Source organism: Pseudomonas sp. NMI542_15, from assembly GCF_021283425.1.
Classification (GTDB): Bacteria; Pseudomonadota; Gammaproteobacteria; order Pseudomonadales; family Pseudomonadaceae; genus Aquipseudomonas; species Aquipseudomonas fortuita.
In genome coordinates, this window is sequence record NZ_JAJSRO010000003.1 from 182877 (window position 1) to 203064 (window position 20188).

Here is a 20188-nt window from a genome sequence, read left to right on the forward strand (position 1 = left end):
CAAAGCATTTCAACGCAAGGCGTTGCGCTCGGACACCTGGCTGTTCAATGTCCAGAAGTCGTACAGCACCCCCACCAGGAACAAGCCGCCAGTAAAGAAGTAAATGATCGCGGTGATCCATTTGCCCTGGTACAGCCGGTGCAGGCCGAACACCCCAAGGAAGGTCAGCAGAACCCAGGCGATGTTGTAATCGATGCGACCAGACTGGAACCGCAGATCGGCTTCACGGTCCATGGACGGGATCAGAAACAGGTCGATCAGCCAACCGATGCCCAGCAGGCCGAATGTAAAGAACCAGAGGGTTCCGGTAATCGGCTTGCCGTAATAGAACCGATGCGACCCGGTGAAGCCGAAAATCCACAGCAGGTAACCGATGGTCTTGCTATGGGTGTCGTGAAAGGGCGCCCCCTGTTGATAACTGTTCATGCATAGCCCTCGTGGGTTATCCGAAAATTTTCTAAAAAAAAATGTGACTTTCTCGTTGCAGGCCGACGTACGGCACCTGGGCAATCGACCAACGGATCAAAGATTGATCAAAAAGCTGTTATAAAGTTGCGCGCCCAACACATAACTATTCATAAGAGCTTCATCTATGCCGCCTTTGATCAAGACATGGCTGACCCTCTGCCTATTATTGCCCCTGGCCGCCCACGCCACCAATCGTGAGCAACGTCTTCCTAATGGTTTCACCGGCTATACCTCCAATGCCTCGGTGAAACACGCGCCGGTCAAACAGACCTCTCTGCGCACGCGACCAGGCAATGCCGCCAGCAACCGCGGCTTGCCTGTCGCTGCCATGTCGCCGAAGCAGAGCAGCGATGTGCTTAGCCGTGCGGTGAATGTGCTCGGCACCCCTTATGTTTGGGGTGGCAGCAGCCCGAAAAAAGGCTTTGACTGCAGCGGGCTGGTTAAATACGCCTTCAACGATGTCGCTGACGTCGACCTGCCGCGCACCTCCAATGCCATGGCCCAGGGCCACGGCGTCAAGGTAGCCAAGGGTGACCTGAAGCCTGGTGACCTGATCTTCTTCAACATCAAGAGCCGCCGCGTAAACCATGTTGCCATCTACCTGGGCAACGACCGCTTCATCCACGCACCCCGGCGTGGCAAGCGGGTAAGCATCGACAACCTGAGCAAGCCGTACTGGCAGAAGCACTACGTAGTGGCCAAGCGGGTGCTGCCGAAGGAACAGCAGCAGCTGAACCTGGCCAAGCGCTAACAGCGCCCGGCCTCTTCGCGGGCACGCCCGCGAAGAGGCCTGAGCATGCACTATCACCCTCTGATCAGTCCGCTCTCCTTAAGCCCCCGCATCGCCCCTTCCATCGTCCGCATCCCCTGAGACGCCCCGCCCTGCATCACCGAACATAACTGCGCCATTCGCCCCTCCCGAACCAGGTTGCGCACCGCCGGCGTCGCCACCAGCACTTCCCGCGCCGCCACCCGCCCACCGTCCACACGCCGGACCAGCGTCTGCACCACCACGAGGCGTAACGATTCGGCCAGCATTGCCCGCACCAACGGTTTTTCCTCGGCAGCAAATACCTCCACCAATCGGTCAATGCTGCTGGCCGCCGAGCGCGTATGCACGGTCGCCAGCACCAGGTGCCCGGTCTCGGCGGCGCGCAAGGCCAGGCGAACGGATTCCAGGTCCCGTAGCTCACCGATCATGATCACATCAGGGTCCTGGCGCAGCGCACTGCGCAGCCCCTGGGCGAACCCGCCGCTATGGCGGCCAATCTCACGCTGATTGATCAGGCTGCGCTGGCTGCTGTGGATAACTTCGACGGGGTCTTCGAGGGTGATGATATGCAGCGCCCGGTCGCGGTTCAGTTGGTCGAGCAAGGTCGCCAGGGTGCTGGACTTGCCACTGCCCGTAGGCCCACCTACCAGGACCAGGCCATCAGTGCACTGCGCAACAGCTTGATACACATCCCCTAGGTCGAGTTCACCGACCGTGGCGATCCGCCCCGGGATCAACCGGAAGGTAACCGCAGGGCCGTTCAACTGGCGAAACAGGTTCAGCCGAAAACGGCCCAGGGCGGGCAGCTGCAGCGCCAGGTCCAACTCATCGCCCTCTGCCCATTGCCGCCGTTGGCGTTCAGCCAGCAAGGCCGCCATGCCGTCGGCCAGGTCTGCCGGCACCAACGCCGGCATGTCCAGGCGCTGCAAGTCGCCCTCAAGGCGCAGCATCGGGATCTGACCCGCCGCCAGGTGCAGGTCCGAAGCCCCTGCATCCACAGCACGGGCCAACAGGTCGGTCACATCCATGAGACTCCCCAAAGGCCTTCAAGTAGGTAGAATGCCGCAGACCCTACAGCCGTCGGCATCCGTCCATGTCCACCCTAGCAGACAACCTTTCCGCTATTTCCGCCCGTATTGCCAGCGCTGCCCAGGCTGCCGGGCGCGATCCGGCCAGCGTCCAGTTGCTGGCCGTGAGCAAGACCAAGCCCGCCAGCGCCATTCGCGAAATCCACGCCGCTGGCGTGCGCGATGTCGGGGAAAATTACCTACAAGAAGCGCTGACAAAGCAGCAGGCGCTAAGCGACCTGCCCTTGATCTGGCACTTCATCGGCCCCATTCAGTCGAACAAGACCAAAGCCATCGCCGAGCATTTCGACTGGGTGCATTCCGTGGACCGCCTGAAAATTGCCCAACGCCTGTCCGAGCAGCGCCCTGCCGGCCTGGCGCCACTGAATCTCTGCCTGCAAGTGAACGTGAGCGGCGAAGACAGCAAGTCTGGCTGCGCCCCCGCTGACCTTCCGGCCCTGGCCCAGGCAGTGGCCGGGCTGCCCAACCTGCGCTTGCGTGGGCTGATGGCAATCCCCGAGCCCACCGACGACCGCGCCGCCCAAGAGGCAGCGTTCGCCCGCTTGCGCCAGCTGCAGGAAAGCCTGGGCCTTGGCCTGGACACGCTCTCCATGGGCATGAGCCACGACCTTGAAGCGGCTATTGCACAGGGTGCGACCTGGGTACGCATTGGTACCGCCCTGTTCGGCGCCCGCGACTACGGCCAACACTGACTCCATGCTTTACTCACTCTTCCCCACAAGGACCTGACATGAGCAAGACACGTATTGCCTTTATCGGCGCCGGCAACATGGCCGCCAGCCTGATCGGTGGTTTGCGTGCCCAGGGCCTGGACGCCTCGCAGATCCGCGCCAGCGACCCGGGCGTCGAGACCCGCACCCGTATCCAGGCCGAGCACGGCATCGAAACCTTCGAGCACAACGCCCAGGCCATCGACGGCGCTGACGTCATCGTGCTGGCGGTCAAGCCGCAGGTCATGAAAACCGTGTGCCAGGCCCTGCAACCCCACCTGCAGGATGGCCAGCTGATCGTTTCCATCGCCGCCGGCATCACCTGTGCCAGCCTGCAAAGCTGGGTGGGCGCTCGCCCGGTGGTGCGCTGCATGCCCAATACCCCAGCGCTGCTGCGCCAGGGCGTAAGCGGCCTGTACGCCACCGCTGAAGTGTCCGACGCGCAGCGCCAGCAGGCCGAACAGCTGCTGTCGGCCGTCGGCACTGCCCTGTGGCTGGAGCAGGAACAACAACTGGACGCTGTGACCGCTGTATCCGGCAGCGGCCCTGCGTATTTCTTCCTGCTGATTGAGGCCATGACGGCAGCGGGCGAAAAACTCGGCCTGCCACGTGAAACCGCCTCCCAGCTGACCTTGCAGACTGCCCTTGGTGCTGCCCGCATGGCGGTTGCAAGCGATGTCGATGCCGCCGAGCTGCGCCGCCGCGTCACCTCGCCCGCCGGCACCACCGAAGCGGCCATCAAGTCGTTCCAGGCCAGCGGCTTCGAAGCCATCGTCGAGCAGGCACTGCAGGCTGCGGCCACGCGCTCCGCCGAGCTGGCCGAACAACTGGGCAAATAAGGAGCTTTAGATGAATGCACTGTCTGGCGCCGCGATCTTCGTGGTGCAAACCCTGGTCAGCCTCTACCTGGTGATCGTCCTGCTGCGTTTTGTCCTGCAACTGGTCAAAGCCAACTTCTATAACCCGCTGTGCCAGTTCGCTGTGCGTGCCACGCAGCCGCTGCTCAAGCCGATCCGCCGGATCATCCCCAGCATCGGCGGGCTGGACACCTCGTCGCTGTTGCTGGCGATCGTCATCCAGGCGCTGCTGATGGGCTTTGTGCTGATGGTCACCTACGGCACCTTCGGTGACGTCCTGCACCTGCTGATGTGGGCGATCATTGGCATCACCTCGCTGTTCCTGAAAATTTTCTGGGTGGCGATGATTGTCATGGTGATCGTGTCCTGGGTTGCCCCCAACAGTCACAACCCGGCAGCGGAACTGGCCTACCAGATCAGCGAACCGGTGCTGGCACCGTTCCGCCGCATCGTGCCCAACCTGGGCGGCATGGACATCTCGCCGATCTTCGCCTTCCTGGCGATCCAGGTAATCCAGTCGTTCGTCATGCCCCCGCTGGCCGCCTACGCAGGCATGCCACAAGAACTGTGGCGCATGATCTGACCCTGGTTGCTTCCAGCGGCAAGCCTTTGCTTGCCGCTGGGGGTAGCGCTCTTTAGACTTACGCCTCCGTCAAGCGTGAGCAGGGTCGATGTCCACTGTCTTTCCCGAAGATTCCGTCGGTCTGGTAGTACCGCAAACCGCCCGGTTCGATGAACCGCTGGCACTGGCTTGTGGCCGCTCCCTGGCCAGTTACGAGCTGGTCTACGAGACCTATGGCACCCTGAACGCCAGCGCGAGCAACGCCGTGCTCATCTGCCATGCCCTGTCCGGCCACCACCATGCCGCTGGCTATCATGCCGCCACCGACCGCAAACCAGGCTGGTGGGACAGCTGCATTGGCCCTGGCAAACCGATCGACACCAACCGCTTCTTCGTCGTCAGCCTGAACAACCTTGGCGGCTGCAACGGCAGCACCGGCCCCAGCAGCGTCAACCCGGCCACCGGCAAGCCTTATGGCGCCGACTTCCCGGTACTGACCGTAGAGGACTGGGTGCACAGCCAGGTGCGCCTGGGCGAGCGCCTGGGCATCCAGCAATGGGCCGCTGTGGTCGGCGGCAGCCTGGGCGGCATGCAGGCACTGCAATGGACCATCAGCTACCCGGAGCGTGTGCGCCATTGCGTCGACATCGCCTCGGCCCCCAAGCTGTCGGCGCAGAACATCGCCTTCAACGAAGTGGCTCGCCAGGCAATCCTCACCGACCCCGAATTCCACGGCGGTTCGTTCCAGGACCAGGGCGTGATTCCCAAACGCGGCCTGATGCTGGCACGCATGGTCGGCCATATTACCTACCTGTCCGACGACTCGATGGGCGAAAAATTCGGTCGCGAGCTGAAGAGCGACAAGCTCAACTACGACTTCCACAGCGTCGAGTTCCAGGTCGAAAGCTACCTGCGCTACCAGGGCGAGGAGTTTTCCGGCCGTTTCGACGCCAACACCTACCTGCTGATGACCAAGGCGCTGGACTATTTCGACCCGGCCGCAGCCCAAGGCGGCGACCTGGCCGCTACCCTGGCCCACGTCAAAGCGGATTACTGCATCATGTCGTTCACCACCGACTGGCGCTTCTCGCCGGCCCGTTCGCGCGAGATCGTCGACGCCCTGATGGCTGCACGCAAGAACGTCTGCTACCTGGAGATCGACTCGCCTTACGGGCACGATGCCTTCCTGATCCCTACACCTCGCTATATGCAGGGCTTCTCGAACTACATGAACCGCATTGTCATCTGAGGACAGCATGAGAGCCGATCTGGAAATCATCCACGACTGGATCCCCGCCGGCAGCCGGGTACTTGACCTGGGCTGCGGCAGCGGCGAACTGCTGGCCTCGCTGCGTGACCGTAAACAGGTCACCGGCTATGGCCTGGAAATCGACGCCGACAACATCGCCGCCTGCGTGGCCAAAGGCGTCAACGTTATCGAGCAGGACCTGGACAAGGGCCTGGGCAACTTTGCCAGCAACAGCTTCGACGTCGTGATCATGACCCAGGCCCTGCAGGCCGTGGAGTACCCCGACCGCATCCTCGACGAGATGCTGCGCGTGGGCCGCCAGTGCATCATCACCTTCCCCAACTTCGGCCACTGGCGCTGCCGCTGGTACCTGGCGACCAAAGGCCGCATGCCAGTATCGGACTTCATGCCGTATACCTGGTACAACACGCCGAACATCCACTTCTGCACCTTCGCCGACTTCGAAGAACTGGTGCACGAACGCAGGGCCAAGGTACTAGACCGCCTGGCCGTCGATCACTTGCACCGCAACGGGTGGGGTGGCCGGCTATGGCCTAATCTTCTAGGTGAAATCGGCATCTATCGCGTCAGCAGCCCGGCCCTGCAAGAACATCAGCTCGCCGTCTGACGCCCACTGGAGGAATCGCACCATGCGTCGCCTAGCCCTGTTCCTGTTCAGCCTGTGCCTGGCATTGCCGGTACTGGCTGCCGATGCCGCCCGGCCCGAGCGCAAGGAAGTGTTTGGCGACGTGACGGTGCACTACAGCGCATTCACATCAAGCATGCTCACACCCGAGGTGGCCGCAGCCACCGGCCTGGTGCGCAGCAAGAACCAGGGCGTGCTCAACATTGCCGTGCTCAAGGCCGGCAAGCCCGCCCCGGCGCTGGTCAGCGGCACAGTCAAGGACCTGACCGGGCGCAGCAGCCCGCTGTCATTCAAGCAGGTTACCGAACAGGGCGCGGTGTACTACATCGCTCAGTTCAAGATCGAACAGCCAGAAACCGTCACCTTCGACCTGAACATCGAAACCGGCGGCATCAGCAACTCCCTCAGTTTCAATCAGGAAGTTTTCCCAGGCGAATGATGAATTTCCAGCAACTCGTATTGGCCAGCCATAACGCCGGCAAACTCAAGGAACTCCAGGCCATGCTCGGCCAGTCCGTGCAGCTGCGCTCGATTGGTGAGTTCAGCCAGGTCGAGCCCGAAGAAACCGGCCTGTCGTTCGTCGAGAACGCCATCCTCAAGGCACGCAATGCCGCGCGTATTTCCGGCCTGCCCGCCTTGGCCGACGATTCCGGCCTGGCCGTGGACTTCCTCGGTGGGGCGCCGGGCATTTACTCGGCACGCTATGCCGACGGCAAGGGTGACGCGGCGAACAACGCCAAACTGCTCGAGGCCCTGAAAGACGTGCCCGAGGCCGAACGCGGCGCACAGTTCGTCTGCGTCCTGGCGCTGGTGCGCCATGCTGATGACCCGCTGCCGATCCTGTGCGAAGGCCTGTGGCACGGCAGCATCCTGTTCGAGGCCAGCGGTGAGCACGGCTTTGGCTATGACCCGCTGTTCTGGGTACCGGAGCGCAACTGCTCCAGCGCCGACCTGGCCCCTGTGGATAAAAACCAGCTCAGCCACCGCGCCCGTGCCATGGCCCTGCTGCGCCAACGTCTGGGCCTGGCATGATCGCAACGCTGTCTTCACCCGGCGCGGCGGGCTTTACCAGCCTGCCGCCGCTGGCGCTGTACATCCACATACCGTGGTGCGTGCGCAAATGCCCTTATTGCGACTTCAACTCCCACGCTGCCGGGCCTGAACTGCCCGAAGACGCCTACGTCACAGCCCTGCTGGACGACCTGGACCAGGAGCAGGCCGCGGTACAGGGCCGCCCGATCAGCTCGATCTTCTTTGGTGGCGGTACGCCCAGCCTGTTCAGTGCCAACGCCTTGGGCCGGCTGCTACGCGGCGTGGAACAACGCATCCCGTTCGCCCCAGACATCGAAATCACGCTGGAGGCCAACCCGGGCACGTTTGAGCAGGACAAGTTCAAGGCCTACCGGCAAACCGGCATCAACCGCCTGTCCATCGGCGTACAGAGCTTCCAGGCAGCCAAGCTGGAGGCACTGGGGCGCATACACAATGGTGACGAAGCAGTCCGTGCCGCCGGCATGGCGCGTGCCGCGGGCTTCGACAACTTCAACATGGACCTGATGCATGGCCTGCCCGACCAATCACTGGATGACGCACTGGGCGACCTGCGACAGGCCATCGACCTTGGGCCGACGCACCTGTCTTGGTACCAGCTGACCGTGGAGCCGAACACGGTGTTCTGGAACCAGCCGCCAGAGCTGCCCGAAGACGACATCCTCTGGGACATCCAGGAAGCCGGCCAGGCATTGATGGCCAAGCACGGGTTCCGCCAGTACGAAGTCTCGGCCTACGCCCAGGCGGGCCGTGCTGCGCAACACAACCTCAACTACTGGCGCTTCGGCGACTTCATAGGTATTGGTGCCGGTGCCCACGGCAAACTGACCTTCGCCGACGGGCGCATCCTGCGCACCTGGAAAACCCGCCTGCCCAAGGACTACCTAAACCTGGCCAAACCGTTCAAGGCCGGCGAGAAGCTGCTGCCGGTCGACGAGCTGCCGTTCGAATTCCTGATGAACGCCCTGCGGCTTACCGATGGCGTGGAGGCCGAACTGTTCACCCAGCGCACGGGATTGCCGCTGGCACAGCTGCGCGAGGCACGCCGCGCCGCCGAACAAAAGGGCCTTTTACAGGTCGAACCGGATCGACTGGCAGCCACGCCAAGGGGCCAGTTGTTTCTCAATGACCTGCTGCAGTATTTCTTGACCTAAGGATGACCCATGGATCTGGTACTTGATCTGCTCGCGACGGTTTCCCGCTGGAGCCGCAGCAACCTGTCGGAGATTTCACTGGCCTTGGTAGGCTGCCTGCTGGTGCTGTTCGGCACCGATGTCAAAGCCTGGGCCGAGCAACGCCTGGGTGGGCTGGCGGGCGCACTGCGGGTGCCGTTCATGGCGCTGATGGTGGTGGTCGGCAGCGGTGCAGCGCTAATCTATGCCACGCCGTGGGTAGTGAAGGGGTTGGGCCAGTTCAACAACTACGCGCTGGCGCCGGTGTTGCTGGTGGTGCTGGTGTTGATTGGCGTGGTGGCTGATCGCAGGGGTTGATTCCATCTACAAAGGCCCTTGCAAGGGCCACTGCCTTGCTCAAAATCTGACGGTTGCGTAATTTCTGTGGGGATGTTTGAGGTGAAGTCTCAGAGCCAAGGATACTCAGTCCTGGCGCTCACAAAAAAACCGCCTTTCTCAAGGCGGTTTTTTTCGCCTGCATTTCTGCAAGCACCAGCACATCGAAAGGCCAGATCAGCCGATCAATCCGCCTTCTCGAACTTCAAATCCCACACCCCATGCCCCAGCCGCTCACCGCGGCGCTCGAATTTGGTGATCGGGCGCTCTTCCGGGCGTGGCACGTAGGTGCCGTCAGCCGCACGGTTGCGGTAGCCCGGGGCGGCGCTCATCACTTCCAGCATGTACTCGGCATACGGTTCCCAGTCGGTGGCCATGTGGAACACGCCACCAGGCTTGAGCTTGCGACGGACCAGCTCGGCAAACTCAAGCTGTACGATGCGGCGCTTGTGGTGGCGCGCCTTGTGCCAAGGGTCGGGGAAGAACAGCATCAGGCGGTCGAGGCTGTTGTCCGCCACACAGCGGTTCAGCACTTCGATGGCATCGCAGTCGTACACACGCAGGTTCTTAAGCCCCTGGGTCAGTACGCCGTTGAGCAGCGCGCCAACACCCGGGCGGTGCACTTCCACACCGATGAAGTCCTGCTCAGGTGCGGCAGCAGCCATTTCCAGCAAGGAATGGCCCATGCCGAAGCCGATCTCCAGGGTGCGCGGCGCCGACCGGCCGAATACCTGGTCATAGTCCACCGGGCTGTCGGCCAGCGGCAGGATGTACAGCGGGCCGCCCTGATCCAGGCCGCGTTGCTGGCCTTCGGTCATGCGCCCGGCGCGCATCACGAAGCTCTTGATGCGGCGGTGTGGGCGGGCTTCGCCGTCGGGAGTGATCGGCGTATCGTGCGATTCAGTCATCAGGAGCTCTTACTTGATCAGACCATCCAGCGGCGAAGAGGCGCTGGCATAGAGTTTCTTCGGCATACGGCCGGCCAGGTAGGCCATGCGACCGGCGACAATGGCGTGCTTCATGGCTTCGGCCATCAGCACCGGCTGCTGGGCGTGGGCGATGGCCGAGTTCATCAGCACCGCCTCGCAACCCATTTCCATGGCGATGGTGGCGTCGGAAGCAGTACCTACGCCGGCATCGACCAGCACCGGCACCTTGGACTCTTCCAGAATGATCTGCAGGTTGTAGGGGTTGCAGATACCCAGGCCAGTGCCAATCAGGCCAGCCAGCGGCATGACCGCGATGCAGCCGGCTTCAGCCAGCTGGCGGGCGATGATCGGGTCGTCGCTGGTGTACACCATCACGTCGAAACCTTCCTTGACCAGCACTTCGGCGGCCTTGAGGGTTTCGATCACATTGGGGAACAGGGTTTTCTGGTCGGCCAGCACTTCCAGCTTTACCAGCGTCCGGGACTCGTGCGATTTGCGCCCGTCGAGCAGTTCGCGGGCCAGACGGCAGGTACGTACCGCTTCTACCGCGTCAAAGCAGCCTGCAGTGTTCGGCAGGATGGTGTACTTGTCGGGCGACAGTACGTCGAGCAGGTTCGGCTCGCCCGCATTCTGACCAAGGTTGGTGCGGCGCACGGCGACGGTGACGATTTCGGCACCCGAGGCCTCGGTGGCCAGGCGGGTTTCTTCCATGTCACGGTACTTGCCGGTACCGACCAGCAGGCGCGACTGAAAAGTACGCCCGGCCAGGGTGAAGGGCTTGTCGCTACGAACGTTGCTCATCGTTGTTCCTCGGGAAAAGGTTGCTGGGCTTGCTTGTAAACCGCCGGGCTGCTGTCAGCCGCCACCGATGGCGTGGACCACTTCGACCTGGTCGCCGTCGTTCAGCAGCGTGCTGTCGTGCTGGCTACGCGGCACGATATCCAGGTTCAGTTCCACTGCCACACGGCGCCCGGCCAGCTCCAGGCGCGTCAGCAGGGCTGCAACGCTTTCGCCAGCAGGCAGTTCGTAAGGTTCACCGTTCAGTTGAATGCGCATGCGCACGGCCACCATTGTTCTTTGGGGCCCGCATTCTAGCGCCGAACCGGCCTGCAACCCAAGGCCGGTGCACGCCATTAGTCGCGATTGTGGACCACTCGGTCAGCCCAGTCGCCAAGCTGCCAGGCCCAGGCACAGCCAGCCGGCCAGGAAGCACAGGCCGCCAATCGGGGTGATCATGCCCAGCTTGCCCACCCCGCTGAGGGTCAGCAGGTACAGGCTGCCGGAAAACAGCACTATCCCTAGCGCAAACAGGCCGCCAGCCCAGCCAACCAGGCGCCCGGGCAGGTGCGCCGAGAGCACGGCGACACCGAAGATCGCCAGGGCATGCACCAGCTGGTAGGTCACGCCAGTGTGGAAGATCGCCAGGTAGTCTGCCGTCAGCCGGCTTTTCAGGCCATGGGCGGCGAAGGCACCCAGGGCGACCCCGGTAAAGCCGAAAAAGGCGGCAAGCATCAGGAAGCTGCGAAGCATGGGACGACTCCTTGTATCGGGTCTGTATAATGGCCCCTTCCACCCGTACGGCCAAGCCATCGCCATGCTGCCAACCTTTATCCGTCGCCTCTTCCGCGCCCTGCTCTGGTTCGCTGCCGGCAGCGTCGTGCTGGTACTGGTGTTCCGCTGGGTGCCACCGCCCGGCACGGCGCTGATGGTCGAGCGAAAGGTCCAGTCATGGGTTAATGGCGAGCCGATCGACCTGCAGCGCGACTGGGAGCCGTGGGAGAACATCTCCGATGAGCTCAAGGTCGCGGTCATTGCTGGCGAGGACCAAAAATTCGCCACTCACTGGGGGTTCGACATCCCGGCCATCCAGGCGGCGCTGGCCTACAACGAGCGTGGCGGCAATGTGCGCGGGGCCAGCACCCTGACCCAGCAAGTGGCCAAGAACCTGTTCCTGTGGTCCGGGCGCAGTTGGTTCCGTAAAGGGCTAGAGGCCTGGTTCACCGCGCTGATTGAGCTGTTCTGGTCGAAAGAGCGCATTCTCGAGGTTTACCTGAACAGTGCCGAATGGGGCAAGGGCGTGTTTGGTGCGCAGGCGGCGGCGCGCTATCACTTTGGTGTCGATGCCAGCCGACTCAGCCGCCAGCAGGCCGCACAACTGGCTGCGGTGCTGCCAAGCCCGATCAAGTGGAGTGCCAGCAGGCCAAGTACCTACGTGGCCAGCCGGGCTGGCTGGATTCGCCGGCAAATGAGCCAGTTGGGCGGGCCCGGTTACCTGATGCAGCTGGATACATCGCGCAAGCCTTGAGTTTTGCGGTGATGCGCAAATCGAGCGCCGCCCGCGCGGCGCTCGATCTCACGGGCGTCACAACATTCACGCCGAGCACAAAAAAGCCGCTCGCCCCATCGGGGCCAGCGGCTTTCTCTACAACCAAGGCTCGATCAGGCTGCGATCAGTGCCTTGACCTTGTTCATCGCATTCTTCTCCAGCTGGCGAATCCGCTCAGCCGATACGCTGTACTTGTCGGCAAGCTCATGCAACGTGGCCTTCTCTTCCGCCAGCCAGCGCTGGTAGAGAATATCGCGGCTACGTTCGTCCAGACCTTGCAGTGCCTCGTGCAGGTTGCTGGTGGAGTTGTCGCTCCAATCGGCATCTTCCAACTGCACCGCCGGGTCGTAACGGTGGTCTTCCAGGTAATGCGCAGGCGACTGGAAGGCGCTGTCGTCGTCAGCTTCTGCTGCCGGGTCGAAGGCCATGTCCTGGCCACTGAGGCGGCTTTCCATCTCGCGCACTTCACGCGGCTCGACACCAAGGCTTTCTGCCACGCGATGCACTTCGTCGTTGTTCAGCCAGGCAAGACGCTTCTTCTGGCTGCGCAGGTTGAAGAACAGCTTGCGCTGGGCCTTGGTGGTGGCCACCTTGACGATGCGCCAGTTGCGCAGGATGAACTCGTGGATTTCTGCCTTGATCCAGTGCACGGCGAACGACACCAGGCGCACGCCCATCTCCGGGTTGAAGCGCTTGACGGCTTTCATCAGGCCGACGTTGCCTTCCTGGATCAGGTCGGCCTGGGCCAGCCCGTAGCCTGCATAGCTACGGGCGATATGTACGACGAAACGCAGGTGGGCCATCACCATTTGACGAGCGGCCTCGACATCCTGCTCATAATAGAGACGCTCGCCCAGATCACGCTCCTGCTCGACCGTCAGCAGCGGAATGCTGTTGACCGTGTGCACATAGGCTTCCAGGTTTGCACCGGGTACCAGGGCATAGGCAGGTTGCAACGATGTGGTCATTCAAGAACCTCCGACTTACTAAACTCGCGCCTTGTGGGCACTGCCAACATTGACCTGGAACGACGGTACAAGTTCCGTAGTGAAGAAAATGTCAATGCTGGCACGTAAAAACTATCGCGGCGCCAGCTCGTTCAAGTGGCGGGCGACGGCAATCCATGCACCGATATACCCCAACAACACCGCTCCGATCAAGAGCGACAGACCATCGGACGCCGGCACCCCACCCAGGGCGAAGTCACTGCCGTACAGCCCGGAAAGCCCTACCACCGCGTCGTTGAGCCAGTTCAGGCCAAACGCCAGGATACCCCAAGCCAGCAGGCCCGCACCCAGGCCATACAGGGCGCCCATGTACAGGAAAGGCCGGCGCACGTAGGCGTCAGTGCCGCCTACCAGCTTGATTACTTCGATTTCCACACGGCGGTTTTCAATGTGTAGACGAATTGTGTTACCGATTACTAACAGAAGCGCAGAAATCAGCATCACGGCCAGGCCGAAGACAAAGCGGTCACCCAGTTTGAGGATTGCCGCCAGGCGCTCGACCCACACCAGGTCCAGTTGCGCCACTTCCACCCGCGGCAGCTCCGACAGGCGCTGACGCAAGGCGTCCAGGGCCGGCTTGTCGACCTCGGTCGGGGTCACTACCACCACCCCTGGTAGCGGGTTGTCGGGCAGTTCGCGCAGGGCCTCGCCCAGACCGGACTGCTGCTGGAATTCTTCCAGTGCCTGCTCGCGGCTGACGAATTGCGCGTCCGCCACACCCGGCATGCCCTTGATCTCGTCGCGCAGCGCTTCGCCATCGCGGCTGCCAGCATCGAGCTTGAGGTACAGCGATATTTGCGCAGCGCGCTGCCACGAACCGCCAAGCTGCTCGACGTTCTTCAGCAGCAACGACAGGCCCATGGGCATGCTCAGCGCCACCGCCATCACCAGGCAGGTGAAAAAGCTGCCGATCGGCTGCTTGCCCAGGCGGCGCAGGCTGTCGGCCATGCTGGCACGGTGGCTTTCCAGCCAGGCATGCAGCAGCGTACGGAAATCCGGGCCGTCATCGTCTTCGCCGCGCTTTTTCTTCGTCGGCTGCGGGTCGGCAGGCTTTGGCGCAACCCGCTCGGAAACCTTCGGCGTACGTGTAGTGCTCATTGCCCGGCCTCCCCATCGCCGATCAAGCGGCCGCGCTGCAAGGTCAGCATGCGGTGGCGCATGCGCGCAATCAGTGCCAGGTCGTGGCTGGCGATCAATACCGTGGTCCCCAGGCGGTTGATGTCCTCGAACACACCCATGATCTCTGCTGCCAGGCGCGGGTCGAGGTTACCGGTGGGTTCGTCGGCCAGCAGCAGGGCCGGCTGGTGAACGATGGCGCGGGCGATACCCACCCGCTGCTGCTGCCCGGTAGACAGGTCGGCCGGGAACAGCTCGCCCTTGTCGGCCAGCGAGACACGCTCCAGGGCCGAGTCCACACGTTTGGCGATCTCGGCCTTGGACAGGCCAAGAATCTGCAGGGGCAAGGCGATGTTGTTGAACACAGTGCGGTCGAACAACAATTGGTGGTTCTGGAACACCACGCCGATCTGCCGACGCAGGAACGGGATCTGCGCATTGCTGATCTGGCCCAGGTCCTGCCCTGCCAGCATGAGCTTGCCGCTGGTCGGGCGCTCCATGGCCAGCAACAGACGCAGCAAGGTGCTCTTGCCAGCGCCCGAGTGGCCGGTGACGAACAGGAATTCGCCCCGGCGCGCCCGGAAACTCAGCTCATGCAAACCCACATGACCGTTGGGATAGCGCTTGGCAACCTGTTCGAATCGGATCATGGTCAGTCTCGCTCGGCGAACAGAGCCTTCACGAACGGCTCGGCTTCGAAGGTGCGCAGGTCATCGATACCTTCACCGACACCGATGAAGCGAATCGGGATGTTGAACTGCTTGGCCAGGGCGAAGATCACCCCGCCTTTGGCAGTGCCGTCCAGCTTGGTCAGGGCCAGACCGGTCAGTTCGACGCTCTGGTTGAAGTACTTGGCCTGGCTTATGGCGTTCTGGCCGGTGCCGGCATCGAGTACCAGCAGCACCTCGTGCGGTGCGTCGGCGTCCAGCTTGCCGATGACCCGGCGGACCTTTTTCAGCTCCTCCATCAGGTTGTCTTTGGTGTGCAGGCGGCCGGCAGTGTCGGCGATCAGCACGTCGGCGCCACGGGCCTTGGCGGCCTGCACTGCGTCGAAGATCACCGACGCAGAGTCGGCGCCGGTATGCTGGGCAATCACCGGAATCTGATTACGCTCGCCCCACACCTGCAACTGCTCGACCGCCGCAGCACGGAAGGTATCACCGGCAGCCAGCATCACTTTCTTGCCTTCGAGCTGCAGTTTTTTCGCCAGTTTGCCGATGGTGGTGGTCTTGCCGGCGCCGTTCACGCCGACCACCAGGATCACATAGGGTTTGTTCTGCGCCTGCACTTTCAGCGGCTGCTCGACCGGGCGCAGCAGCGCGGCCAGTTCTTCCTGCAGCGACTTGTACAGCGCGTCGGCGTCGGCCAGCTGCTTGCGTGCGACCTTCTGGGTCAGGTTCTGGACGATGGCCGAGGTGGCTTCTACACCGACGTCGGCGGTCAGCAGGCGCGTCTCGATTTCGTCGAGCAGGTCATCGTCGATGACCTTCTTGCCGAGGAACAGGCTGGCCATGCCTTCGCCGATGCTGGCGCTGGTCTTGGACAAGCCCTGCTTGAGGCGGGCAAAGAAGCCGGGTTTGGCTTGTTCGGCAACGGTTGCGGCAGCGACAGGCTCGGGCTCTGCCTGCACGGGCTCTGCTACCGGACGCTCGGGAATCGCTGGCGGGGCCTTAGGCTCCAGGTCAGGGACGAGCGCGACGGGCTCCTCGGCAACGGGCAGGACCAGGTTGCTGACCGGGGGTTCGACAGCCTGAAGGGCCGGGGCTGCAACTGGCGCAGGGGTTTCGAGCTGCGGGGCCGCAGGTTCCGCATTCGCGGGCACGCCCGCTCCCACAGGGGCGGGGGCCGGCTCAGGAGCTGGGGTAACCACCGGGGCAGGTGCTGGCTCAGGGACCGGTGCAACCACCGGGGCAGGTACTGGCTCAGGAACCGAGGCAGCCACCGGGGCAGGTGCTGGCTCAGCAGCCCGAGGGGCCTCAGTTGCAGTTGCGGGTGCTTCAGCAACCACCGGCTCGACCGGAGCAGCTTCAGGGTGCTCGACGGCAGACGGCGGCGCTACAGGCTCTGCAGCCTGGGATTCAGGGACTTGTGGCTGTTCGGCGACAGGTTGCTGCGGCTTCTTGCGAAACCAGCTGAACAGGCCTTTCTTCTCGCCAGCCTCGGCCGGCGCTTTTTTGTCGTCGTTGGAACCAAACATGGAGGACGGCTATCTCAGGGTAGCGATGAGCCAGCAATGGCACATCGGGAATTCTCTCTACGCAGAACAGACTATCTTGAAGCCGGCTGGTTCATGCGCAACGTTTTGTCGTAGTGTCCTGTGGGCCAGAACGGCGACAGGCATGGTCGCCAGGCAACCGGATCAGTATCCTAGCACCTCCTGGCCCGTCGACGCTAAACCCAGCGGGCCGCCGAACAGGTTAAACACCTTATGAATGCTCTAGCCCGCCGCGCCGCTGGCCTGTTGCTCGGCACGCTGTGCCTGCCACTGGCCGCCTTCGCCGCCGATGTGCAGCCCACCCACGAATTCATCCTCGACAATGGCCTGAAGGTGGTCGTGCGCGAAGACCATCGCGCGCCGGTGGTGGTCTCGCAGATCTGGTACAAGGTCGGCTCCAGCTACGAAACCCCCGGCCAGACCGGCTTGTCTCATGCGCTGGAACACATGATGTTCAAGGGCAGCGCCAAGGTCGGCCCCGGCGAAGCTTCACGCATCCTGCGTGACCTGGGCGCCGAAGAAAACGCCTTTACCAGCGACGACTACACCGCCTATTACCAAGTACTGGCCCGTGACCGCTTGCCGGTCGCCCTGGAGCTGGAGGCCGACCGCTTGGCCAGCCTGCGCCTGCCGGCCGACGAATTCAGCCGCGAAATCGAGGTGATCAAGGAAGAGCGCCGCCTGCGCACCGACGATCAGCCCAATTCCAAGGCGTTCGAGCTGTTCCGCGCCATGGCCTATCCGGCCAGCGGCTACCACACGCCGACCATCGGCTGGATGGCCGACCTGGAGCGCATGAAGGTCGAAGAGCTGCGCCACTGGTACGAATCCTGGTACGCCCCCAACAATGCCACTCTGGTGGTGGTCGGCGATGTCACCGCCGACGAGGTCAAGGGCCTGGCGCAGAAGTACTTCGGCAGCATTCCCAAGCGTGCCGTACCGCCAGCCAAACTGCCCCTGGAGCTGGCCGAACCTGGCCAGCGCCAGCTGACCCTGCACGTACGCACCCAACTGCCCAGCCTGATCTATGGCTTCAACGTGCCCGGCCTGCCCACCGCCAAAGATCCGCGCACCGTGCATGCCCTGCGCCTGATCTCGGCACTGCTCGACGGCGGTTACAGCGCGCGCATGCCGGCACGCCTGGAGCGTGGCCAGGAGCTGGTCGCCGGCGCCTCGTCCAGCTACAACGCCTTCACCCGCGGCGACAGCCTGTTCCTGATCTCGGCCACGCCGAATGTGCAGAAGCAGAAAACCCTCGACGATGTGGAAAAAGGCATCTGGCAATTGCTTGAAGAACTCAAGACCACCCCGCCCAGCGCCGAAGAGCTCGAACGCGTGCGCGCTCAAGTCATTGCGGGCCTGGTCTACGACCGTGACTCCATCAGCAGCCAGGCCACCACCATCGGCCAGCTGGAAACCGTCGGCCTGTCCTGGAAACTGATCGACAGCGAGCTGGACGAGCTCAAGCAAGTCACCCCGCAGGACATCCAGAACGCCGCGCGCACCTATTTCACCCGTGAACGCCTGAGCGTTGCCCATGTACTGCCCGAGGAGTCCGCTCATGAGTGATCGTCGCGCACCACGCCCAACCCTGCTGGCCACCGGCATCCGCGCCCTGGCGCTGGCGGCAGTGCTGGCCGCACCGGCCATGGCCGACAACTCCGCCAAGGCTGACAACAGCGCCGCCCGGCCGGCCAACACGTTGCAGTCGCTGGCCGAGCTGGATGGCAAGGCCCCCAGCCGGCGCCAGCTGAACATTCAGCACTGGAGCACCGCTGAGGGTGCCCGGGTGCTGTTCGTCGAAGCCCGCGAACTGCCGATGTTCGACCTGCGCGTCACCTTCGCCGCCGGCAGCAGCCAGGACGGTGGAACACCCGGCGTGGCGGCGCTGACCAACGCCATGCTCAACGAGGGTGTGGCCGGTAAGGACGTAACCGCCATCGCCGAAGGTTTTGAAGGCCTGGGCGCAGACTTTGGCAACGGCTCCTACCGCGACATGGCTGTGGCGTCGCTGCGCAGCCTCAGCGCCAAGGACAAACGTGAGCCTGCGCTCAAACTGTTCACCGAAGTGGCAGGCAAGCCGACCTTCCCCGAGGACGCCCTCAAGCGCATCAAGAACCAGATGCTGGCCGGCTTTGAATACGAAAAGCAGAACCCCGGCAAGATCGCGGGCAAGGCCCTGTTCGGCAACCTTTATGGTGACCACCCCTACGCCCACCCAAGCGATGGCACCGCAGAAACCATCAACGGCATTACCCTGGAACAATTGCGTGCCTTCCACGCCAAGGCTTATACCGGTGGCAACGCGGTGATCGCACTGGTCGGCGACCTCAGCCGGGCCGAGGCCGAAGCCATCGCTGCCCAGGTTTCGGCAGGCCTGCCCAAGGGCCCGGCGCTTGCCGCGCCGGCCCAGCCCAGCGAAGCCAAGGCTGGCCTGACCCACATCGACTTCCCGTCCAAACAGACCCACCTGATGCTGGCAGAACTGGGTATCGACCGCCAAGACCCGGATTGGCCAGCCTTGTCGCTGGGCAACCAGATCCTCGGCGGTGGTGCCTTCGGTACCCGGCTGATGAGCGAAGTGCGTGAAAAGCGTGGCCTGACCTACGGCGTGTACTCGGTGTTCAGCCCCATGCAGGTGCGTGGCCCGTTCATGATCAACCTGCAGACCCGTGCCGAGCTCAGTGAAGGCACGCTCAAGCTGGTGCAGGGCATACTTGCCGACTACCTCTCGACAGGCCCCACCCAGCAAGAGCTTGACGATGCCAAGCGCGAACTGGCCGGCAGCTTCCCGCTGTCCAATGCCAGCAACGCCAGCATCGTCGGCCAATTGGGTGCAATCGGTTTCTACAATCTGCCGCTGACCTGGCTGGAAGACTTCATGCAGCAGTCCCAGGCCCTCACCGTCGAGCAGGTCAAGGCAGCCATGAACAAACACCTGTCAGCCGATAAACTGGTGATCGTCACCGTGGGCCCGAAAGTGCCACAGAAACCCCTGCCAGCACCTACTGAAAAGCCCTCCGAGCAAGCGCTCGGGGTACCGGAGCACTAATGCCAAGATCCACCCCTCCCGCCCGCCCGCAATCGGGCCAAAGCAAGGGCCAGGGCCACCTGCGCATCATCGCCGGCGAGTGGCGTAGCCGCCGCCTGGCGGTACCGGAAGGTGAAGGCCTGCGGCCAACGCCAGACCGCGTGCGCGAAACCTTGTTCAACTGGCTGGCGCCGCACATCGAGGGTGCCCGCATACTGGATGCCTTCACCGGCAGCGGTGCTCTGGTGCTCGAAGCCCTGTCTCGCGGCGCCAAGGATGCCGTGGCACTGGACAGCAACCCCGCGGCGATCGGCAACCTGAAGAACAACCTCGAGATCCTTCGTTGCCCGCGCGGGCAAATTCTGCAAACCGATGCCCTGCGCTACCTGCAAGGCCCGGCCAAGCAGCAGTTCGACGTGGTGTTCCTCGACCCGCCGTTCCACAAGGACCTGCTGGCCAACACCTGCAACCTGCTGGAGCAGAACCAGTGGCTGGGCGAACAGGCGCTGATCTACACCGAAAGCGAAGCGGCGCCGTCAACACTGCCGATGCCCGGCAACTGGCGCCTGCACCGCGAGAAGAAAACCGGCCAGGTGCATTACGCGCTCTGGCAGCGAGGATGACCCGGTAAACCGGGTTTGGCTTACTTAGTTA

At 63.1% G+C, this 20188-nt stretch carries 24 protein-coding genes; 14 read left to right on the forward strand and 10 right to left on the reverse strand.

Translation table 11 applies throughout. The features are described 5' to 3' along the window. Positions 1–9 precede the first annotated feature (9 nt). Positions 10–426 (reverse strand): NINE protein, encoded by a 417-nt coding sequence (locus LU684_RS06775; protein ID WP_016489634.1) that lies wholly within the window; start codon positions 424–426, stop codon positions 10–12. Between the two features lie 166 nt (positions 427–592). On the opposite strand from LU684_RS06775, the gene LU684_RS06780 reads away from it, so the two are divergent. Then, entirely contained in the window at positions 593–1219 is a 627-nt protein-coding gene (locus LU684_RS06780) for a C40 family peptidase (RefSeq protein WP_016489635.1), read from the forward strand. A gap of 53 nt (positions 1220–1272) precedes the next feature. Here LU684_RS06780 and LU684_RS06785 read toward each other — a convergent pair whose 3' ends face one another. Continuing rightward, positions 1273–2268: a type IV pilus twitching motility protein PilT gene (locus tag LU684_RS06785; protein WP_016489636.1), complete on the reverse strand. Its 996-nt coding sequence runs from the start codon at positions 2266–2268 to the stop codon at positions 1273–1275. Between the two features lie 65 nt (positions 2269–2333). On the opposite strand from LU684_RS06785, the gene LU684_RS06790 reads away from it, so the two are divergent. The 9 genes from LU684_RS06790 to LU684_RS06830 all read left to right on the forward strand — a co-directional run bounded on the left by LU684_RS06790 (position 2334) and on the right by LU684_RS06830 (position 8892). After that, positions 2334–3020 carry a YggS family pyridoxal phosphate-dependent enzyme gene (locus LU684_RS06790; RefSeq protein ID WP_016489637.1) on the forward strand — a complete coding sequence of 229 codons (687 nt, stop codon included), beginning with the start codon at positions 2334–2336 and terminating at the stop codon, positions 3018–3020. A 38-nt stretch (positions 3021–3058) separates the two neighbouring features. Then, positions 3059–3877: a pyrroline-5-carboxylate reductase gene (gene proC, locus LU684_RS06795; RefSeq protein WP_016489638.1), complete on the forward strand. Its 819-nt coding sequence runs from the start codon at positions 3059–3061 to the stop codon at positions 3875–3877. A gap of 10 nt (positions 3878–3887) precedes the next feature. Further along, a complete protein-coding gene (locus tag LU684_RS06800) occupies positions 3888–4478 on the forward strand; it encodes a YggT family protein (protein WP_016489639.1) in 591 nt (196 codons plus the stop codon). Between the two features lie 88 nt (positions 4479–4566). Continuing rightward, entirely contained in the window at positions 4567–5706 is a 1140-nt protein-coding gene (gene metX / locus LU684_RS06805; protein ID WP_016489640.1) for a homoserine O-succinyltransferase MetX, read from the forward strand. A 7-nt stretch (positions 5707–5713) separates the two neighbouring features. Continuing rightward, complete coding sequence (metW, locus tag LU684_RS06810) at positions 5714–6334, forward strand: methionine biosynthesis protein MetW (protein WP_016489641.1); 621 nt, start codon at positions 5714–5716, stop codon at positions 6332–6334. A 22-nt stretch (positions 6335–6356) separates the two neighbouring features. Continuing rightward, positions 6357–6791: a DUF4426 domain-containing protein gene (locus LU684_RS06815; RefSeq protein ID WP_016489642.1), complete on the forward strand. Its 435-nt coding sequence runs from the start codon at positions 6357–6359 to the stop codon at positions 6789–6791. After that, positions 6788–7384, forward strand: a complete 597-nt coding sequence (rdgB, locus tag LU684_RS06820) for an RdgB/HAM1 family non-canonical purine NTP pyrophosphatase (protein WP_019097207.1) — start codon at positions 6788–6790, stop codon at positions 7382–7384. Before LU684_RS06815 ends, rdgB begins: the two co-directional genes overlap by 4 nt. Next, positions 7381–8556 carry a radical SAM family heme chaperone HemW gene (gene hemW, locus LU684_RS06825; RefSeq protein ID WP_016489644.1) on the forward strand — a complete coding sequence of 392 codons (1176 nt, stop codon included), beginning with the start codon at positions 7381–7383 and terminating at the stop codon, positions 8554–8556. The genes rdgB and hemW overlap by 4 nt, the downstream gene beginning before the upstream one ends. 9 nt (positions 8557–8565) lie before the next feature. Then, positions 8566–8892, forward strand: a complete 327-nt coding sequence (locus LU684_RS06830) for a DUF3392 family protein (RefSeq protein WP_016489645.1) — start codon at positions 8566–8568, stop codon at positions 8890–8892. A gap of 203 nt (positions 8893–9095) precedes the next feature. Here LU684_RS06830 and trmB read toward each other — a convergent pair whose 3' ends face one another. The 4 genes from trmB to LU684_RS06850 all read right to left on the reverse strand — a co-directional run bounded on the left by trmB (position 9096) and on the right by LU684_RS06850 (position 11369). Further along, the gene (gene trmB, locus LU684_RS06835; RefSeq protein ID WP_060516925.1) at positions 9096–9818 is read right to left on the reverse strand and encodes a tRNA (guanosine(46)-N7)-methyltransferase TrmB; all 723 of its coding nucleotides are present in this window, start codon (positions 9816–9818) and stop codon (positions 9096–9098) included. A gap of 9 nt (positions 9819–9827) precedes the next feature. Next, a complete protein-coding gene (locus tag LU684_RS06840; protein ID WP_016489647.1) occupies positions 9828–10640 on the reverse strand; it encodes a thiazole synthase in 813 nt (270 codons plus the stop codon). Between the two features lie 54 nt (positions 10641–10694). Further along, positions 10695–10895 carry a sulfur carrier protein ThiS gene (thiS, locus tag LU684_RS06845; protein WP_012274654.1) on the reverse strand — a complete coding sequence of 67 codons (201 nt, stop codon included), beginning with the start codon at positions 10893–10895 and terminating at the stop codon, positions 10695–10697. A 102-nt stretch (positions 10896–10997) separates the two neighbouring features. Beyond that, on the reverse strand, positions 10998–11369 hold the full coding sequence (locus tag LU684_RS06850; protein ID WP_016489649.1) for a DUF423 domain-containing protein: 372 nt from the start codon (positions 11367–11369) through the stop codon (positions 10998–11000). 64 nt (positions 11370–11433) lie between these two features. Between LU684_RS06850 and mtgA the strand changes: the two genes are divergently transcribed. Next, positions 11434–12144 carry a monofunctional biosynthetic peptidoglycan transglycosylase gene (mtgA, locus tag LU684_RS06855; protein WP_060516946.1) on the forward strand — a complete coding sequence of 237 codons (711 nt, stop codon included), beginning with the start codon at positions 11434–11436 and terminating at the stop codon, positions 12142–12144. Positions 12145–12278: 134 nt separating this feature from the next. Here mtgA and rpoH read toward each other — a convergent pair whose 3' ends face one another. The 4 genes from rpoH to ftsY form a co-directional block, all read right to left on the reverse strand. Further along, positions 12279–13133 (reverse strand): RNA polymerase sigma factor RpoH, encoded by an 855-nt coding sequence (gene rpoH, locus LU684_RS06860; RefSeq protein ID WP_003249083.1) that lies wholly within the window; start codon positions 13131–13133, stop codon positions 12279–12281. 111 nt (positions 13134–13244) lie between these two features. Continuing rightward, a complete protein-coding gene (gene ftsX, locus LU684_RS06865) occupies positions 13245–14270 on the reverse strand; it encodes a permease-like cell division protein FtsX (protein WP_016489651.1) in 1026 nt (341 codons plus the stop codon). Beyond that, positions 14267–14938, reverse strand: a complete 672-nt coding sequence (gene ftsE, locus LU684_RS06870) for a cell division ATP-binding protein FtsE (protein ID WP_009684915.1) — start codon at positions 14936–14938, stop codon at positions 14267–14269. Before ftsE ends, ftsX begins: the two co-directional genes overlap by 4 nt. 2 nt (positions 14939–14940) lie before the next feature. Further along, entirely contained in the window at positions 14941–16485 is a 1545-nt protein-coding gene (gene ftsY / locus LU684_RS06875) for a signal recognition particle-docking protein FtsY (RefSeq protein ID WP_232894322.1), read from the reverse strand. A gap of 231 nt (positions 16486–16716) precedes the next feature. Here ftsY and LU684_RS06880 point away from each other — a divergent pair, with 231 nt between their 5' ends. Genes LU684_RS06880 through rsmD form a run of 3 tightly spaced genes read left to right on the forward strand, consistent with a single transcriptional unit; the run spans position 16717 to position 20157 of the window. Beyond that, positions 16717–18072 (forward strand): M16 family metallopeptidase, encoded by a 1356-nt coding sequence (locus tag LU684_RS06880; RefSeq protein WP_023048333.1) that lies wholly within the window; start codon positions 16717–16719, stop codon positions 18070–18072. Continuing rightward, positions 18065–19555: a M16 family metallopeptidase gene (locus LU684_RS06885; RefSeq protein ID WP_016489654.1), complete on the forward strand. Its 1491-nt coding sequence runs from the start codon at positions 18065–18067 to the stop codon at positions 19553–19555. Before LU684_RS06880 ends, LU684_RS06885 begins: the two co-directional genes overlap by 8 nt. After that, positions 19555–20157 (forward strand): 16S rRNA (guanine(966)-N(2))-methyltransferase RsmD, encoded by a 603-nt coding sequence (rsmD, locus tag LU684_RS06890; protein ID WP_016489655.1) that lies wholly within the window; start codon positions 19555–19557, stop codon positions 20155–20157. Before LU684_RS06885 ends, rsmD begins: the two co-directional genes overlap by 1 nt. Positions 20158–20188: the final 31 nt, after the last annotated feature.

Bases quoted from the DNA above. Each gene is read 5' to 3' on its own strand.
- LU684_RS06775 (WP_016489634.1), bottom strand. From the start codon at position 426: ATGAACAGTTATCAACAGGGGGCGCCCTTTCACGACACCCATAGCAAG.
- LU684_RS06780 (WP_016489635.1), top strand. From the start codon at position 593: ATGCCGCCTTTGATCAAGACATGGCTGACCCTCTGCCTATTATTGCCC.
- LU684_RS06785 (WP_016489636.1), bottom strand. From the start codon at position 2,268: ATGGATGTGACCGACCTGTTGGCCCGTGCTGTGGATGCAGGGGCTTCG.
- LU684_RS06790 (WP_016489637.1), top strand. From the start codon at position 2,334: ATGTCCACCCTAGCAGACAACCTTTCCGCTATTTCCGCCCGTATTGCC.
- proC (WP_016489638.1), top strand. From the start codon at position 3,059: ATGAGCAAGACACGTATTGCCTTTATCGGCGCCGGCAACATGGCCGCC.
- LU684_RS06800 (WP_016489639.1), top strand. From the start codon at position 3,888: ATGAATGCACTGTCTGGCGCCGCGATCTTCGTGGTGCAAACCCTGGTC.
- metX (WP_016489640.1), top strand. From the start codon at position 4,567: ATGTCCACTGTCTTTCCCGAAGATTCCGTCGGTCTGGTAGTACCGCAA.
- metW (WP_016489641.1), top strand. From the start codon at position 5,714: ATGAGAGCCGATCTGGAAATCATCCACGACTGGATCCCCGCCGGCAGC.
- LU684_RS06815 (WP_016489642.1), top strand. From the start codon at position 6,357: ATGCGTCGCCTAGCCCTGTTCCTGTTCAGCCTGTGCCTGGCATTGCCG.
- rdgB (WP_019097207.1), top strand. From the start codon at position 6,788: ATGATGAATTTCCAGCAACTCGTATTGGCCAGCCATAACGCCGGCAAA.
- hemW (WP_016489644.1), top strand. From the start codon at position 7,381: ATGATCGCAACGCTGTCTTCACCCGGCGCGGCGGGCTTTACCAGCCTG.
- LU684_RS06830 (WP_016489645.1), top strand. From the start codon at position 8,566: ATGGATCTGGTACTTGATCTGCTCGCGACGGTTTCCCGCTGGAGCCGC.
- trmB (WP_060516925.1), bottom strand. From the start codon at position 9,818: ATGACTGAATCGCACGATACGCCGATCACTCCCGACGGCGAAGCCCGC.
- LU684_RS06840 (WP_016489647.1), bottom strand. From the start codon at position 10,640: ATGAGCAACGTTCGTAGCGACAAGCCCTTCACCCTGGCCGGGCGTACT.
- thiS (WP_012274654.1), bottom strand. From the start codon at position 10,895: ATGCGCATTCAACTGAACGGTGAACCTTACGAACTGCCTGCTGGCGAA.
- LU684_RS06850 (WP_016489649.1), bottom strand. From the start codon at position 11,369: ATGCTTCGCAGCTTCCTGATGCTTGCCGCCTTTTTCGGCTTTACCGGG.
- mtgA (WP_060516946.1), top strand. From the start codon at position 11,434: ATGCTGCCAACCTTTATCCGTCGCCTCTTCCGCGCCCTGCTCTGGTTC.
- rpoH (WP_003249083.1), bottom strand. From the start codon at position 13,133: ATGACCACATCGTTGCAACCTGCCTATGCCCTGGTACCCGGTGCAAAC.
- ftsX (WP_016489651.1), bottom strand. From the start codon at position 14,270: ATGAGCACTACACGTACGCCGAAGGTTTCCGAGCGGGTTGCGCCAAAG.
- ftsE (WP_009684915.1), bottom strand. From the start codon at position 14,938: ATGATCCGATTCGAACAGGTTGCCAAGCGCTATCCCAACGGTCATGTG.
- ftsY (WP_232894322.1), bottom strand. From the start codon at position 16,485: ATGTTTGGTTCCAACGACGACAAAAAAGCGCCGGCCGAGGCTGGCGAG.
- LU684_RS06880 (WP_023048333.1), top strand. From the start codon at position 16,717: ATGAATGCTCTAGCCCGCCGCGCCGCTGGCCTGTTGCTCGGCACGCTG.
- LU684_RS06885 (WP_016489654.1), top strand. From the start codon at position 18,065: ATGAGTGATCGTCGCGCACCACGCCCAACCCTGCTGGCCACCGGCATC.
- rsmD (WP_016489655.1), top strand. From the start codon at position 19,555: ATGCCAAGATCCACCCCTCCCGCCCGCCCGCAATCGGGCCAAAGCAAG.